Origin of the sequence: Marinibaculum pumilum, from assembly GCF_042646425.1 — a bacterium.
Classification (GTDB): domain Bacteria; phylum Pseudomonadota; class Alphaproteobacteria; order Ferrovibrionales; family Ferrovibrionaceae; genus Marinibaculum; species Marinibaculum pumilum.
Map to the genome: position 1 here is coordinate 27113 of NZ_JBHRTR010000023.1, position 15108 is coordinate 42220.

At 69.4% G+C, this 15108-nt stretch carries 12 protein-coding genes; 8 read left to right on the forward strand and 4 right to left on the reverse strand.

Annotation, left to right across the window (positions count from 1 at the left end):
* Nucleotides 1-5 precede the first annotated feature (5 nt).
* The 3 genes from ACFOGJ_RS09230 to ACFOGJ_RS09240 form a co-directional block, all read right to left on the reverse strand.
* Entirely contained in the window at nt 6-3185 is a 3180-nt protein-coding gene (locus ACFOGJ_RS09230; protein ID WP_379899579.1) for an efflux RND transporter permease subunit, read from the reverse strand.
* 115 nt (nt 3186-3300) lie between these two features.
* Complete coding sequence (locus ACFOGJ_RS09235) at nt 3301-4401, reverse strand: efflux RND transporter periplasmic adaptor subunit (protein ID WP_379899580.1); 1101 nt, start codon at nt 4399-4401, stop codon at nt 3301-3303.
* Nucleotides 4402-4446: 45 nt separating this feature from the next.
* On the reverse strand, nt 4447-4986 hold the full coding sequence (locus ACFOGJ_RS09240) for a PadR family transcriptional regulator (RefSeq protein ID WP_379899581.1): 540 nt from the start codon (nt 4984-4986) through the stop codon (nt 4447-4449).
* Nucleotides 4987-5262: 276 nt separating this feature from the next.
* Here ACFOGJ_RS09240 and ACFOGJ_RS09245 point away from each other — a divergent pair, with 276 nt between their 5' ends.
* From ACFOGJ_RS09245 to ACFOGJ_RS09280, 8 genes are all read left to right on the forward strand, one after another.
* Entirely contained in the window at nt 5263-5901 is a 639-nt protein-coding gene (locus ACFOGJ_RS09245) for a DUF938 domain-containing protein (RefSeq protein ID WP_379899582.1), read from the forward strand.
* Nucleotides 5898-6767 carry a methyltransferase domain-containing protein gene (locus ACFOGJ_RS09250; protein WP_379899583.1) on the forward strand — a complete coding sequence of 290 codons (870 nt, stop codon included), beginning with the start codon at nt 5898-5900 and terminating at the stop codon, nt 6765-6767. The genes ACFOGJ_RS09245 and ACFOGJ_RS09250 overlap by 4 nt, the downstream gene beginning before the upstream one ends.
* Nucleotides 6768-6772: 5 nt before the next feature.
* Entirely contained in the window at nt 6773-8158 is a 1386-nt protein-coding gene (locus ACFOGJ_RS09255; protein ID WP_379899584.1) for a hypothetical protein, read from the forward strand.
* Nucleotides 8155-9711 carry an acyl-CoA synthetase gene (locus tag ACFOGJ_RS09260; protein ID WP_379899585.1) on the forward strand — a complete coding sequence of 519 codons (1557 nt, stop codon included), beginning with the start codon at nt 8155-8157 and terminating at the stop codon, nt 9709-9711. Before ACFOGJ_RS09255 ends, ACFOGJ_RS09260 begins: the two co-directional genes overlap by 4 nt.
* Nucleotides 9712-9911: 200 nt before the next feature.
* Nucleotides 9912-10676 carry a MauE/DoxX family redox-associated membrane protein gene (locus ACFOGJ_RS09265; RefSeq protein ID WP_379899586.1) on the forward strand — a complete coding sequence of 255 codons (765 nt, stop codon included), beginning with the start codon at nt 9912-9914 and terminating at the stop codon, nt 10674-10676.
* Nucleotides 10677-10746: 70 nt separating this feature from the next.
* A complete protein-coding gene (locus tag ACFOGJ_RS09270; protein WP_379899587.1) occupies nt 10747-11919 on the forward strand; it encodes an acyl-CoA dehydrogenase family protein in 1173 nt (390 codons plus the stop codon).
* A gap of 10 nt (nt 11920-11929) precedes the next feature.
* A complete protein-coding gene (locus ACFOGJ_RS09275) occupies nt 11930-13138 on the forward strand; it encodes a CaiB/BaiF CoA transferase family protein (RefSeq protein WP_379899588.1) in 1209 nt (402 codons plus the stop codon).
* 5 nt (nt 13139-13143) lie between these two features.
* Nucleotides 13144-13908, forward strand: coding sequence for a GntR family transcriptional regulator (locus ACFOGJ_RS09280; protein ID WP_379899589.1), 765 nt, complete (start codon nt 13144-13146; stop codon nt 13906-13908).
* A 27-nt stretch (nt 13909-13935) separates the two neighbouring features.
* Here ACFOGJ_RS09280 and ACFOGJ_RS09285 read toward each other — a convergent pair whose 3' ends face one another.
* Nucleotides 13936-15018, reverse strand: a complete 1083-nt coding sequence (locus ACFOGJ_RS09285; RefSeq protein ID WP_379899590.1) for a hypothetical protein — start codon at nt 15016-15018, stop codon at nt 13936-13938.
* Nucleotides 15019-15108 lie beyond the last annotated feature (90 nt).

Consider the following 15108-nt stretch of genomic DNA (forward strand, 5'->3'; position numbering starts at 1 on the left):
GACCGCTATTCCGCCGGTTCCGCCGCGCCGCCTTGCCGCCCGGCGGCTTTCGCCTGCCTGCGCTCCGCCCGCCGCTCCCGGCGCCGGGCGCGGCCGGCCGTCACCTTCGCGCCGAGCGCCAGCATGGCCGGGGTGAAGACCAGGGTCAGCAGGGTGGCGAAGACCAGGCCGAAGGCGACGGCGGTGGCCAGCTGCACCCACCACTGGGTCGACGGGGCGCCCATGCTGACGGTGCGGTCCACGAAGTCGATATTGGCCTGCAGCACCATCGGCATCAGGCCGACCACCGTTGTGATCGTGGTCAGGGCGACGGGACGCAGGCGCTGCACGCCGGTGCGGATCACCGCCTCGATCGGCTCGATCCCGTCGTCGCGCAGCTGACGGAAGGTGTCGATCAGCACGATGTTGTTGTTCACCACCACGCCGGCCAGCGCGATGATGCCGATGCCGGTCATCACGATGCCGAAGGTCTGGCCGGTCACGATCAGGCCGATGATGACGCCGATCGTCGACATGATCACCGCGGTCAGCACCAGGAAGGCGTGGTAGAAGCTGTTGAACTGGGTGACCAGGATGATGGCGATGGCGAACAGCGCCACCAGGAATGCCTGCGACAGGAAGGCCTGCGCCTTCTGCTGCTCCTCGTCGGCCCCCTTGAAGGTATAGCTGACCCGCGGGTCCATCTCCTGCGTCGCCAGCCAGGCGGCAATCTCCTTCACCTTGGTGTCGGGCAGCACGCCGGGCTCGGTATTGGCGCGGATCGTCACCACGCGACGGCTGTCGACCCGGTTGATCTCGCCGCGCTTGGGGATCGGCCGCCGCTCCACGAAGTTGCTCAGCGGCACCGAGCCCATGTTGGTGACCACCCGCAGCTGGTCGAGCTGGTCGAAGGTGCGGTCCTCGCGCGGCAGGCGGACCCGGATCTCCACCTCCTGGTCGGCATCGTAGGGGCGGTACTCGCCGACCATGATGCCGTTGGTGACCAGCTGCACCATCGCGCCGATGGAGGCGATGTCGGCGCCGAAGCGGCCGGCCTTCTCGCGGTCCACCTGCAGTTCCCAGTCGATCCCCGGCGGCGGCCGGCTGTCCTCCAGGTCGACCAGCCCGTCCACCGTCTCCATGTAGGCGCGGACCTTGTCGGCCACCGGGTCCAGCAGCTCCGGGATGCGGCTGGAGAACTGCAGCTGCACGTCCTTGCCGGTCGGCGGGCCGGCCTCCGGCTCGCGCGGCTCCACGAAGATGCCGGCCAGGTCGGCGGTCCGCTCGCGGATATCGGCCAGCACGGTGTCGGAGGGCCGGCGCTGGTCCCAGTCCTTGAACTCCAGCTGGATCGTGCCGATCACGTCCGGCGACACGTCCTGTCCCTGCGGCGGCGCGCCGGTGCGGGCATAGACAGACTTGAAGTCCGTCATCGGCAGGATGCGGCGCTCCACCTGGCGGACCAGGACGTCCTTCTCGTCGGTGGCGTAGTTGCCGCGGGCATGGACATAGACCAGCGCCTGTTCCGGCTCCACGTCGGGAAAGAACTCGACGCCGTTGCCGTGGCTGCCATACCAGGTCCAGACGCCGATCAGGACCGCGACGGTGATGCCGGCGACGATCACCGCATGCCGGGTCGCCCAGGCCAGGAGCCGGGCATAGGCGGCGGTGGCGCCGCGCAGGTTGCCCAGGTCGCCGTCGCCGCCGGCGGCGATCAGGTTTGCCGAAGGCGCGGCGGGCGCCTTGCCGATCAGGCCGCCCATCACCGGCATGAAGATCAGCGCCACCAGGAGCGAGCCGGTCAGGGTCGCGATCAGGGTGATCGGCAGGTAGACCATGAACTCGCCCACCACGCCGGGCCAGAACATCAGCGGCGCGAAGGCGGCGAGGGTGGTGGCGGTCGACGCGATGACCGGCCAGGCCATGCGGCGCGCCGCATCGGCATAGGCCTGCCGCGGCGTCAGCCCCTCCGCCATGCGGCGGTCGGCGAATTCGACGACGATGATCGCGCCGTCGACCAGCATGCCGACCACCAGGATCAGCGCGAACAGCACGACGATGTTCACCGTCAGCCCGGCGATCGACAGGGTCAGGATACCGATCAGGAAGGAAGTCGGGATCGCCAGGCCGACCAGCAGGGCGGAGCGCACGCCCAGTGCCGCGACGACGACGATCATCACCAGCAGGACGGCGCTGATGACGTTGTTCTCCAGGTCGCCCAGCATGGTGCGGATCTGGGTGGAGGCATCCTGGGTGAAGGCGTATTGCAGCCCGTCGGGCCAGCCGCGGCTGTCCTCGGCGACGACCCGCTTCACCTCCTCGATGGTCTCGATCACGTTCTCGCCGATGCGCTTCTTCACCTCCAGCGCGATGGCGCTGCGGCCGTCGGTGCGGGCATAGCTGGTGGCATCCTTGAAGGTGCGCTGCGCCACGGTGACATCGCGCAGGGTGACCACCGCGTCGCCATTCACCTTGATCGGCAGGCTCAGCACGTCCTCCGCGCCCTCCACCAGGCCCGGCACCTTGAGGGAGAAGCGGCCGGAACCGGTGTCCAGCGCGCCGGCGGGAATCAGCTGGTTGTTGCGGGAGACGGTGTTGATCAGCTCCTGCTGGCTGATGTTGTAGGTCTCCAGCTTCACCGGATCGATGACGATCTCCAGCAGGTCCTCCCGGTCGCCGCCGATCTGCACTTCCAGCACGCCGGACAGGGACTGCAGGTTGTCCCGCAGGTCGCGGCCGATGCGGATCAGCTGCCGTTCCGGGATCTCGCCGAACAGGTTGACGACCAGGACCGGGAAGAGCGCGACATTGACCTCATGGACCTCTGGCTCCTCCGCCTCCGCCGGCAGGTCGCGCTTGGCGATGTCGACCTGGGCGCGGACATCATCCAGCGCCTTGTCGGCATTGAAGCCCGCCTCGAACTCAAGCAGGACATTGCCGAAGCCCTCCGCCGCGGTGGAGCGCATCTCCTTCACGCCCTCGATGGACTGCAGCTCCTTCTCCAGCGGCCGCACCAGCAGGCGCTCGGCATCCTGCGGCGAGATGCCGTCGTAACGCACCAGGACGTAGATGATCGGGATCGGGACGTCCGGATCGGATTCCTTGGGGATCGTCAGATAGGTGCTGAAGCCCATCAGCAGGATCAGCACGAGCAGCATCAGGACCATCCGCGAACGGTCCATGGCTGCATTGATGATCGCGTTCATCGGTTCCTGTCCCCGCATCCGCCGGCAATGCGGCCGGTGCCCGCCTTCCGGCGCGGCCCGGCCGAACCTGCAACCTTCATTTCTGCCGGCCCCGCGCCGGCACCCGAATGGGCGCTCAGCTGCCGGACTGTTCGCGCACCACCCGGACCTGGTCGCCGGCAGCGACCAGTTCCTGTCCGACGGTGATCAGTTCCGCCTCCGGCGGCGGGCCGGAGACCCAGACGCCTTCGCCTTCGTCGCCCAGGATCTGCACCGGCTGGAAGACGACGCGGCCATCCGGGCCGATCATGCGCAGGCCGATGGTGCCGGCGGCATCCAGGGTCAGGATCGCAGGCGTGATGAAATGCGCGTCGCTGGTGCCGACCTCGAAGGCGATGTCGGCCGTGACGCCTTCCAGCAGGCGGTGCTGCGGATTGGGGATCTCCAGCTCCACCCGGAAGGTCCGGGTCTCCGGGTCCGCACTGCTGCCGATGCGCCGGATCCGGCCCTCGACGACCTGCCCGGTCGCCAGGCGCGCACCGCCCACATCGCCGACATTGAGGCGGCCGACATTGGCCTCCGACACCTGGCCGACGATCAGGAAGGGGTCCTCGTCGATGATGCGGGCAATCTGCGTGCCCTTGTCGACGAAGGCGCCGATCTCGACCCAGCGCTCCTCGAGCACGCCGTCGAACGGGGCGGTGATCAGCAGCTTGTCGAGCTCGACCTCCATCGCCTTCACCCGGGCCCGCGCGGCGTCCAGTTCGGCCCGGTCCTGCGCCAGCGAGGCGTCGGCGCGGAAGCCCTTCTTGTTCAGGCTGGAGGAAGCCTGGTGCTCGATCTCGCGCTGTCGCAGGGTCGCCCGGGCCTCCTGCAGGCGATGCTCGCGGTCGTCCAGCGCGATGCGGACCAGCGGCTGGTCCTTCGTCACCCGGCTGCCCTTCTCGGCCATCACCTCGGAAACCCGCCCGGGCAGCTCCGCCTTCAGGTCGACCTGGCGCACCGCTTCGGTGCGGCCGCGGACGATGACCCGTTCCCTGTAAGGGGCGGCGGTGCTGACGCGGGTGCGGACAGACGGCACGGCCGCCTCCTCGGGCGGCGCGTTCCCCGCTGCCGCCGCCGTCTCTTCGGCGACGGAGCCATTGCCGGAATCGGCTGTCAGGCCCAGCTCGCCGGAGGCGATCCATGCGATGGCCGCGACGGCCAGGACAAACGCGATCAGGTAGCTGCGAACCATGAGAGGTTCTTCCTTCTGGCTGCGACTGCGGGCCGGCGGGCGCGGTCAGTCGGCGGCCGAGGAGGCGCTGGCCAGCAGCGCCTCGCCCTCGACGAGGTGGCGGTTCTCTTCCAGGTATTGCAGGCCTGCGCGGTACATCGCGTGTCCCAGGCCGACGACGAAGGCCTTGCCGGCATCGCCCTCGGCGCATGCCCGCTGCAGGTCGTCCAGCATGACCCGGTACTCCTCGACCCGCTTGTCGATCAGGTCGGAGACATGGCGGGGCGGCAGCAGGTCGGCGAACATCATCGTCGCCACGAATTCCGACCGGTAGCGGTCGCGGCCCGGCGGCTGCATCAACTCGTCGAGGAACGCCATGCGGCCGGCCGGGGTGATCGAATAGACCTTCTTGTCCGGCCGCTTGTCCTGTGCCTGCTCGGTGCAGCGTACCAGCCCCTCCTCGGTGAGCTTGTTCAGGGCGGGGTAGATCGAGCCGTAGCTGGCGTCGAAGAAATGGCGCAACTGGCCTTCGAAGATCTTCTTGATCTCGTAGCCGGATGCGTCGCTCTGGGTCAGCAGCCCGAGGCAGAGGGTCCGGATATCCATGTCTCTCCCGATGAAGAGTCAGGCGCCGGCGCAATTGGCCGGCACGAAGGCGGTGTGTCGATCACCGATACGGCGGAAATATATCATTGCGATATATACAGTCAAATAATATGGCGTGCCGAAACAGGTATATCGGGACTGCGGCGCTGTTTGAGAAGGGTTGGACGACATCGCCCTGCGCGGGCCAGACTGTACAGGCGAGATTGTGAGGGCTGGACAGGGGCCCGACGGCTGGGCCGCCAGGGCCTGTCCGGGTGGCAATCGGGAGGGGGAAGCTTGCAGAACAGGGCTGGGATCGCGGCGGCGGCGGATCGCAACAAGGAACCCATCCTGGCCGCCCTGCAGCCGCTCCTGGCAGCGGCGGTCCTGCCCCGGCCGGAAGGGGCACGGCCGCTCCTGCTGGAGGTGGCCAGCGGCACAGGCCAGCATGCCGCGCATTTCTGCGCAGCGCTGCCCCACCTGTACTGGCAGCCGACGGATCCGGACCCATCCGCTTTGGCCTCCATCGCCGGCCACCGGGAGATCGCGGCGCGGGACAATTTCCTGGCGCCGCTGCAACTGGACGTGACGGCGGCGGACTGGCCGCTGGCGCGGGCGGATGCCCTGTTCTGCGCGAACATGATCCACATCGCCCCCTGGGAGGCCGCGATCGGCCTGGCGGCAGGTGCCGGCCGCCTGCTGCCGGCCGGCGCGCCGGCCATTCTCTACGGTCCCTACCGTCGCGACGGTGCCCATACAGCGGACAGCAACGCCGCCTTCGACGAAAGCCTCAGGGCGCGCGACCCGCGCTGGGGCGTGCGCGACCTGGAGGCCGTCGCCGAGCTGTTCGAGGCTGCCGGCTTCCTGGCACCGGACGTGGTCGAGATGCCGGCCAACAACCTTCTGCTCTGCTTCCGGAAGGCGGCGCGGGCATGAACGCGGCCACCGGGGGCGAGCGGGCCGACGGGGGCCGGCCCGGCACGGCGGATGCCGGCCGGCTGGTGGCGCCCGACCGGCAGTGGCAGCCGGACCTCTATCTCCGCTATGCGGCCTATCGGGAACGGCCGGCGCATGACCTGCTGGCACAGGTGCCGGACCTGCCCGAGGATCTGGCCGGGGGGCTGGTGGTGGATCTGGGATGCGGTCCCGGCAACGTGACCCCGCATCTGGCGGCGCGCTTCCCGCTGGCCAGGCTGCTGGGGGTCGACAACGCACCGGCCATGCTGGCGCGGGCGCGTCAGCTGGACCTTGCCGCCACCTGGCAGGAGGCCGATGTCGCGACCTGGACGCCGCCCGAACCGGCGGCGCTGATCTTTTCCAACGCCGTTCTGCAATGGCTGCAGGATCATCACCGCCTGCTGCCGCGCCTGGCCGGCTGTCTGGCGCCGGGCGGAATCCTCGCGGTGCAGATGCCGGCCTATCTGCGGGCGACCTCGCTGACCCTGGTGCATGACGTGGCGCAGGACGGCCCCTGGGCAGCGGCACTGGAGGGGCGGCTGCGGGTGAACCCGGTCGCCGAGGCCGCTGTCTACTATGACCTGCTGGCGCCCGCCTGCGACACCCTCGACCTGTGGGAGACGGTGTACCAGCATGTGATGGACGGTCCCGACGACATCGTCACCTGGAGCCAGGGCACGGCGCTGCTGCCGGTGCGCGAGGCGCTGGATGCCGGCGGCTATGCCGCCTTCGTCGAGGCCTATCGCGCCGCGGTGCACCGCGCCTATCCGCGCCAGCCCGACGGCCGGGTGCTGTTTCCCTTCCGGCGGCTTTTCCTGCTGGGTCGCCGGCGCAGCGGCGGATAGCCGCCATGGCGGACGGGGGCGAGGACGAGGCCGCACGGCTGGCGCGGGAATACGCCGCCTGGGGCCATGCCGCCGTGGACTGGCTCGACCGGGTCGGCGCCTGCGTCCAGGGGCGACTGATGCCTGGCGATGTCGCCAGCCTGAAGTCCGATTTCGAATTGCTGGCGGAGAGCCTGCGCGACCTCGGACGGCGCCTGGCGCGCAGCGTCGTGGCCGAGGCGCCGCCGGTGGACTTCGCAGCGCTGGAGCACCGCATCGCGGAACTCCAGATCCCGGCGCTTTGCGAGCGGATCCTGAAGCGGTTTCCGGCCCCGGGGGCGGCCGGGCGCGAGGAGGCGCGGCGGGAGGAGGTCAACCTGCCGGCCGCCGTCGACCTGCTGTTGTTCCTGGAAGAAACCGGCCCGCGGATGTTCCACCGGCGCATCAGCCGGCGCTACAGGCAGAAGCTCTGCGCCGACCTGGCAGGACTGGGGCTCAGCTATCATCGCCGGGTCATGGACGGCTTCGTCGCGCTGGGAGAGGGGGGGAGGGCGGATCCGGGCGGCTCGGACCTGCCGGGCACCGACCCCGGCGCCGGGCGCGACCGCCTGCGCAACGCAAATTTCGACCAGATCCGGATGGATCTGTTGCACTGGCTGCTGGAGGCGCTGGGGGACCGCCGCGCCGCGGAACAGATCCGGCATCTCTCCCGCATCACGGCGCGAACCGCGGTGCGCCATGTCGACCGGGAGATCACCGCCTACCTGGAAACGCACGACCCCTCCACCCGCATGCGGCTGCGCCCGGTGCTGGAGGCGGTCGACGAGGCGATCGCCCTGATCCGCGCCGTCCTGCCCCAGGACGCTGCCGCCGACGGTGAGGCGGGCGGCCCGCTGCAGTATTTCGTGCGCGACCTGGGGGAGGAGGTGGCCACACCCTTCGTCCGCCATATGGGCCTGCTGGTGATCGCCCTGTTCGAGGACCTGCAGGGTGCGAATGCGCGGCGCAGCCTGACCCCGGCGGCACTGCGCGGCGGCCTGCAGCGGATGGAGGAGGCGCTTGCCTTCTGCCGCCTGATCGATCATCCGATGGGCCGCGACGCCTACGCCCGGGCGATCCGGGTGATCCGGCGCCGTGGGGACGCTCTGGTGCAGCAACTCGGGCGGGAGGTGGCGGCAGTCTCTCCGGAGAATGGGCAAGTGGGGAACCGGCAGGCGGCCGAGGGGCAGGCGGCCGAGGGGCAGGCGGTGCCGGTGCCGGGCCGCGCGGCCGAGGCGCGGGCCGCCCTGATCGTCCTGCAGGAATTCGTGGAACGCTGGCGCCAGGGAGAGGCAGGACAGGAAGACGATGGCAGGCCGGGCCGAGGCCGCCATGGCAGTGATGACGAAGAGGATGAGGGACGGAAGCGATGACCATCAAGGTCTATGACTGGCTGGCGCACCATGCGCGGCGGACCCCCGAGAAGCTGGCGCAGCACGACCTGTTCAGCGGCCGCCGCTTCACCTACGCAGAGATGAACCTGCGGGCCGGCCGCCTGGCCGCCTGGCTGCGGGGCGAGGGCGGTCTGGCGCAGGGCGGCCGCGCCGCTGTTCTGTCGCACAACACCACCGACATGTTCGACCTGCAGTTCGCCTGCGCGAAGGCGGGCACCGTCTTCGTGCCGCTGAACTGGCGCCTCGCGGTGGCGGAGCTGGAGTTCATCATCAAGGATTGCACGCCGGAAATCCTGTTTTATTCCAGTGAGTTTTCCGAAGAAGCTCAGACACTGGGTAAGAATTGCGGCCTGTCGAGACTGGTGGAGCTGGATCCGCAGGGCCGGCCCGACAGCACCTTCGAGCAGCTGATCGCGGGCCAGCCGGAGCCGCTGCCGCATGCGGAACTGGTGCATGACGACCTGCTGACGATCATGTTCACCTCCGGCACCACCGGCCATCCGAAGGGGGCGATGATCACCCACGGGATGAGCTTCTGGAACGCGGTCAATCTGGGCGGCCCGGCCCATGTCACCACCGATACCTGCCACCTGGCGGTGCTGCCGCTGTTCCATACCGGCGGCCTGAACTGCTACGCCAATGTGGCCTTCCACGCCGGCGGCACGGTGCTGGTAATGCGCACCTTCGACCCCGGCCAGGCGCTGGACATGCTGCTGGACCGGCAGGGCGGGATCACGCATTTCTTCGGCGTGCCGTCGCACTACCAGTTCATGTCCCTGCAGCCGGCCTTCGAGAAGGCGGACTTCAGCCATCTGACGATCTGCGGCGTGGGCGGCGCCCCCTGTCCCGTCTCCGTCATCGAGCTTTATGGCCAGCATGGCGTGTCGATCCAGCAGGGCTACGGCATGACGGAGACCAGCCCGACCGTCCTGGTGCTGGATGCCGCGGACGGCATCAAGCGGGCCGGCTCCACCGGCCTGCCGGCGCTGCATACCGAGGTGCGGCTGGTGGACGAGCAGGGCCGCGACGTGACCCGTCCGGGCGAGATCGGCGAGATCTGGGTCAAGGGGCCGAACGTGACGCCGGGCTACTGGAACCGTCCGGACGCCAACCGGGAATCGATCACAGACGGCTGGCTGCATACCGGCGACGCCGCCCGCTTCGACGAGGACGGCTTCTACTATGTCGTCGATCGCTGGAAGGACATGTTCATCTCCGGCGGCGAGAACGTCTATCCGGCGGAGGTCGAGAACGTGCTGTCGCGCCTGCCGCAGGTGGCGGAAGCCGCGGTGATCGGCGTTCCCGACGAGAAGTGGGGCGAAGTCGGCATGGCGGTCCTGGTGCTGAAGGAAGGCGCCGAGATCGGCGAGGCGGAGGTGCTGCAGCATTGCGGCGCCAACCTGGCCCGCTACAAGGTGCCGAAATCGGTGCGCCTGGTGCCGGCCCTGCCGCGCAACGCCACCGGCAAGATCCTGAAGCGGGTGCTGCGCGACGATGTCACCGCCGAGGCGGGCGCCGCGGCGGCAAGCTGAGAGCCGCCGGTCTCTGCCGGCGCTTGGAACCCCTGGGGCCGGCCCGCCGTTGATGCGACACGGCTGGTGCCGCCCGACCGGGCCGCCTGCGCCGCCCTCTCCGCGATCCAGCCTGCGACCTCGGGTCGCCGTCCGCGGAGCGGTGCCGGCGGCATGCGTCCCGGTCGGACCGGTACCTGCGCAAGGACCGGATCGGATCAATGGCAACCGCAGAGACCAAGGACGTCCAGACTGCCACCCTCTACCGGATGGTGATGGACGATCATGTCTGCCCGTTCGGCCTGAAGGCCAAGGACCTCCTGGAACGGGAGGGCTATCGGGTCGACGACCATTGGCTGGAGACACGGGCGGAAACCGACGCCTTCCAGCGTGAGCATAGTGTCGAGACCACGCCGCAGACCTTCATCGCCGGCCGCCGGATCGGCGGCTACGACGACCTGCGGGAGCATTTCGGCAAGGACAGCGCGGACGAGGACGAGACCAGCTACCAGCCGGTGATCGCGATCTTCGGCGCCGGCCTGGCCATGGCGCTGGCGGTGGCCTGGGCCGCCGATCATCCGCTCCTGTCGGTCCGCACCCTGGAATGGTTCATCGCCATCTCGATGACCCTGCTGGGCGTCCAGAAGCTGCAGGATGTCGAGGGCTTCTCGACCATGTTCCTGAACTACGACCTGCTGGCGCAGCGCTGGGTGCGCTACGCCTATCTCTATCCCTTCGGCGAGGCGGCGGCCGGGATCCTGATGATCGCCGGTGCCCTGGTCTGGCTGTCGGCGCCGATCGCCCTGTTCATCGGAGCCGTCGGCGCGGTCTCCGTCTTCAAGGCGGTCTATGTCGACCGCAGGGAGCTGAAGTGCGCCTGCGTCGGCGGCGGCAGCAACGTGCCGCTGGGCTTCATCTCGCTGACGGAGAACCTGATGATGCTGGCGATGGGCATCTGGGTGCCGCTGAAGGCCTTCGTTCTGTAGCGGCCCGCTTGACAGCCGCGGTGCCGGTCGAAATTGTACCGTACAAATTTCGACCGGAAAGGGGGCAGCCATGGCGAGCGGCGCGGAACAGGCGGAACGGCAGTACGAGCAGGACAGGCTGGTGCTGGACAGCGTCGACCGCTTCCTGAAGCGGGACGTGGCGCCCTACGTCCATGCGCTGGAGAAGGACGACATCTACCCGGAGGAGATCGTCGCCCGGATGAAGGAGCTGGGCCTGTTCGGCGCCATCATCCCGGAGCAGTACGGCGGCCTGGGCCTGCGCCCCAGCCTGTATGCCAAGGTGATCGAGCGGATCTCCGCGGTCTGGATGTCGATCTCCGGCATCATCAACTCGCACCTGATCATGTCCCATATCGTCGCGCGCACCGGCACCGAGGCGCAGAAGGAGGCCTTCCTGCCGCGCTTCGCCACCGGCGAGCTGCGGGGCGGCCTGGCGCTGACGGAGCCGGATTGCGGCACCGACCTGCAGGCGATCCGCATGACGGCGAAGCGGGACGGCGACGATTATGTCGTGAACGGCACCAAGACCTGGATCTCCAACGGCATCCACGGCCAGTGCTTCGCGCTGCTGGTGAAGACCGATCCGACCGTCGAGCCGCGCCATGCCGGCATGTCGATGTTCCTGGCGGAAAAGGGCGAGGGCTTCGAGGTCAGCCGCAAGCTGGAGAAACTGGGCTACAAGGGCATCGACAGCGCGGAGCTGATCTTCCGCGACTATCGCATCCCCGCCGACCGCCTGATCGGCGGGGTCGAGGGGCGCGGCATGAAATGCGCCATTGCCGGGCTGGAGCTGGGCCGGGTGAACGTCGCCGCCCGCGGCGTCGGCATCGCGCAGGCGGCGCTGGACGAGGCGGTGCGCTATGCGCAGCAGCGCAAGACCTTCGGCAAGCCGATCTGCGAGCATCAGGCGATCCAGCTGAAGCTGGCCGACATGGCGACCCGGACCGAGGCGGCCCGGCTGCTGACCGAGAAGGCCGCCGACGCCCTCGACCGCGGCGACCGGTCGGACTACGAGGCCGGCATGGCGAAGCTGTTCGCCACCGAGGCGGCGGTGGAGAACAGCCTGGAGGCGATGCGCATCCATGGCGGCTATGGCTACAGCAAGGAGTTCATCGTCGAGCGGCTGTACCGCGACGCGCCGCTGCTGGTGATCGGCGAGGGCACCAACGAGATCCAGCGCATCGTCATCGCCAAGCGCCTGATCGAGCGGAACCCGGCGTGAGGATCCGGCGATGAGCGAGGGCAACTCCCATCTGCCGCTGTCCGACATGACCGTGATCGCGGTGGAGCAGTACGGTGCCGGCCCCTTCGGCTCCATGCTGCTGGCCGATCTGGGCGCCGACGTCATCAAGATCGAGAACCCCGCCGATGGCGGCGATGTCGGCCGCCTGGTGGGGCCGTTCTACTTTGGCGAAGGCGACAGCCATTTCCACCAGGCGTTCAACCGTAACAAGCGCAGCATCACGCTGAACCTGAAGCACCCGAAGGGCAAGGAGCTGTTCCGCGGCCTTGTCGCCGGGGCCGACGCGGTGCTGGACAATCTCCGTGGCGACCTGCCGGAGAAGCTGGGGGTGACCTACGAGGCGCTGAAGGACGCCAATCCGGCGATCGTCTGCGCGCATCTGTCGGCCTATGGCCGGGAGGGGCCGCGCAAGTCCTGGCCGGGCTACGACTATCTGATGCAGGCCGAGACCGGCTACCTGTCCGTCACCGGCGAGCCAGACGGGCCGCCGGCACGCTTCGGCCTTTCGATCGTCGACATGATGACCGGGCTGATGGCGGCATTCGCCCTGCTGGGCGCGGTGCATGGCGCGCGCCGCACGGGGCGCGGCCAGGACGTGGATGTCAGCCTGTTCGACACCGCGCTGCACAACCTGACCTACCTGGCGACCTGGTACCTGAACGGAGGTCATGTGCAAGGGCGGGTGCCGCGGTCCGGCCATCCCTCGCTGACCCCCAGCCAGCTGTACCGGACAAGGGACGGCTGGCTGTTCATCATGTGCAACAAGGAGAAGTTCTGGCCGCTGCTGGCCCAGGCGCTGGGCCATCCGGAATGGGCGACCGATCCGCGCCTGTCGAGTTTCAAGGCGCGGCTGGAAAACCGCGAACTGGTGACCGAACTGCTGGACGGGGCGCTGACGGCGCGCACAACCGACGAATGGATGGCGGAACTGGGCGGGCGCATCCCGGTGGCACCGGTCTACGATGTCGGCCAGGCGCTGGACAATCCGTTCGTGCGCGAGCACGACCGGCTGGGCGCCTTCGCCCGCCGGGAGGGTGGCGAGGCGGTGGAAATGCTGGGATCGCCGATCCGGCTGGGCGGGGGCCCGGTGCCCCGGCGGGCGGCGCCGGCGCTGGGTGCGGATACAGAGGCGGTGCTGCGCGGCCTGGGCGTCGACCCCGCGGAGATCGCCGCCCTGCGGCGCGACGGCACCATCTGAGCCGCATGGCCGGCCAGGCGATGCGGGAGCAGCCGCTCTACCGCGAGATCGTCGAGCGCCTGGGCGGCGAGATCGCCGACGGGCAGTATCGCCTGGGCAGCCGCCTGCCGACCGAGGCGGCGCTCTGCCACCGTTTCCAGGCCAGCCGCCACACCATCCGCGCCGCCCTGAAGCAGTTGCAGGAGACGGGCCTGATCCGGCGCCGCCAGGGCTCCGGCTCGGTGGTGGTGTCGGACCGGCCGCAGACCCGCTTCGCCTCTTCCATCGCCTCCATCGACGACCTGATGCAGTACGCAGCCAGCACGCGGTTGGAGGTCCTAGCGGCCGATCCGCCCCGGCCGGCCGCGGCACTGTCACAGCGGATCGGACGGCCGCTGGAGGGGCCCCGGCCACTCGAAGGTGAATGGGTGCGGATCCGCGCCCTGCGCCGCGCAGCTGCTCCGGCAGAGGGCGCGCCGATCGCCCTGACCGAGATCTGGCTGCCGGCCGCGTTCGCGGACGTGGCGCCGGAGATCGGCCGCCAGGGCCTGCCGGTCTGCCGCCTGATCGAGCGCAGGCACGGTGCCCGCGTGACCCTGGTGCGCCAGTCCATCGCGGCGGCGGCGGCGGAAGCCGGCGATGCCGCGCTCCTGGGTCTGCCGTCGGGGGCGCCGCTGCTGTGCATCGACCGGATCTACGAGGCGGCGTCGGGCGAGGTGCTGGAGGTGGCGCTGAACCGTCATCCGGCGGATCGCTTCAGCTATGGCCTGACCCTGCGCGCGGCCGGCTGAACCCGCTATCGCCGGCAGGACCTGTCGCTACTGCTGCGAGCGGGACGCGGTGCCGCGGCCGGTCTGCGGCGCCTCGCTCTGGTCGCCGATCGCCAGTTCCTTCAGGCGCTGGTCGATGGTCGGGCCGGAATAGCTCGGCCGGTCGACCTTCTCGGCGATGGCGGGGCGGCGGCCGCCCGTCGCCTCGCGCAGGGTCTGGCGCATGCCGGCGGCATGGGGCGCGTCCGTCGCCTGCGGGGTGGGCGCCGGTTTCGGCGCCGCGGCGCTCTGCGCGCGCAGCTGCTCCACCACCGATGCAAGTTCGTCGGACAGGTATTTCTGCGACGGGTCGTCCGACAGCTCGCGGACCAGATAGGCGATCTGCCGCCGCACGCTGGTCGGCATGCGGGCCAGGTTCGACAGCAGGGTCAGCTTGGCCAGCGGCTGGATGGTGCGGCTGCGCAGCACGGTCAGGACCATGCTCTCGTAGACACCGACCTTGATCGAATTGCCCTCCGACAGGGCGATGAAGCGCATCACGAAGGTCTGCGGGTCGACGGCGCCGTCCAGCAGCTGGCGCAGCAGTTCCCGCAGGTCCCGGACGCAGGCGGAGCGCAGGTCGCGGAAGCGTTCGTCGGCGACCTTGCGCATCAGCTGCAGGGCATGGCCCTCGAAGCCCTTTTCGCTGCCATATTCCAGGCAGTCGCGGACCTCCTTGTGGGCGGTCTCCACCGCCGTCTCCCGCAGCAGCTCGCCCACCAGGGAGCTGTGCTGCGCCCGCGGCGCCAGGCGGATGGCGGCGCTCAGGGAAAGCATCGGGGAGGGGTCCTGGCAGGCCATCACCGCCAGGCAGATGCTGTCGTCCAGCAGGCCCATCTGCGCCGCCGGATCGATGATCCGCTCCGGCCGCAGCAGCCAGTCCTGTTCGTCGGGCAGGGACAGGCCATAGCCGCCGCGATAGCGGTCGCGCAGGCGGAAGGCGAACTGCAGGCCCTTGTCGGACATGGCTTCCGCCTCGGAGACATCCTCGCCCACGAAGCTCTGCACGAAGTCGCGGTTGGTTTCCGCAAGCGGCTCCTGCAGTGCGGCGCGCACTTCGGCCACCCACTTCTGCTCAAACAGGGTCAGCATCTTCTATGCGGAACCGTTCCTCGTCCCCGGGAACCGGCGGGCCTGCCGCGCCAGTTATTCGGCTGACTTTACGCGGCCTGTCAGGCAAAA

Bases quoted from the DNA above. Each gene is read 5' to 3' on its own strand.
- ACFOGJ_RS09250 (WP_379899583.1), top strand. From the start codon at position 5,898: ATGAACGCGGCCACCGGGGGCGAGCGGGCCGACGGGGGCCGGCCCGGC.
- ACFOGJ_RS09230 (WP_379899579.1), bottom strand. From the start codon at position 3,185: ATGAACGCGATCATCAATGCAGCCATGGACCGTTCGCGGATGGTCCTG.
- ACFOGJ_RS09255 (WP_379899584.1), top strand. From the start codon at position 6,773: ATGGCGGACGGGGGCGAGGACGAGGCCGCACGGCTGGCGCGGGAATAC.
- ACFOGJ_RS09285 (WP_379899590.1), bottom strand. From the start codon at position 15,018: ATGCTGACCCTGTTTGAGCAGAAGTGGGTGGCCGAAGTGCGCGCCGCA.
- ACFOGJ_RS09275 (WP_379899588.1), top strand. From the start codon at position 11,930: ATGAGCGAGGGCAACTCCCATCTGCCGCTGTCCGACATGACCGTGATC.
- ACFOGJ_RS09235 (WP_379899580.1), bottom strand. From the start codon at position 4,401: ATGGTTCGCAGCTACCTGATCGCGTTTGTCCTGGCCGTCGCGGCCATC.
- ACFOGJ_RS09240 (WP_379899581.1), bottom strand. From the start codon at position 4,986: ATGGATATCCGGACCCTCTGCCTCGGGCTGCTGACCCAGAGCGACGCA.
- ACFOGJ_RS09270 (WP_379899587.1), top strand. From the start codon at position 10,747: ATGGCGAGCGGCGCGGAACAGGCGGAACGGCAGTACGAGCAGGACAGG.
- ACFOGJ_RS09265 (WP_379899586.1), top strand. From the start codon at position 9,912: ATGGCAACCGCAGAGACCAAGGACGTCCAGACTGCCACCCTCTACCGG.
- ACFOGJ_RS09280 (WP_379899589.1), top strand. From the start codon at position 13,144: ATGGCCGGCCAGGCGATGCGGGAGCAGCCGCTCTACCGCGAGATCGTC.
- ACFOGJ_RS09260 (WP_379899585.1), top strand. From the start codon at position 8,155: ATGACCATCAAGGTCTATGACTGGCTGGCGCACCATGCGCGGCGGACC.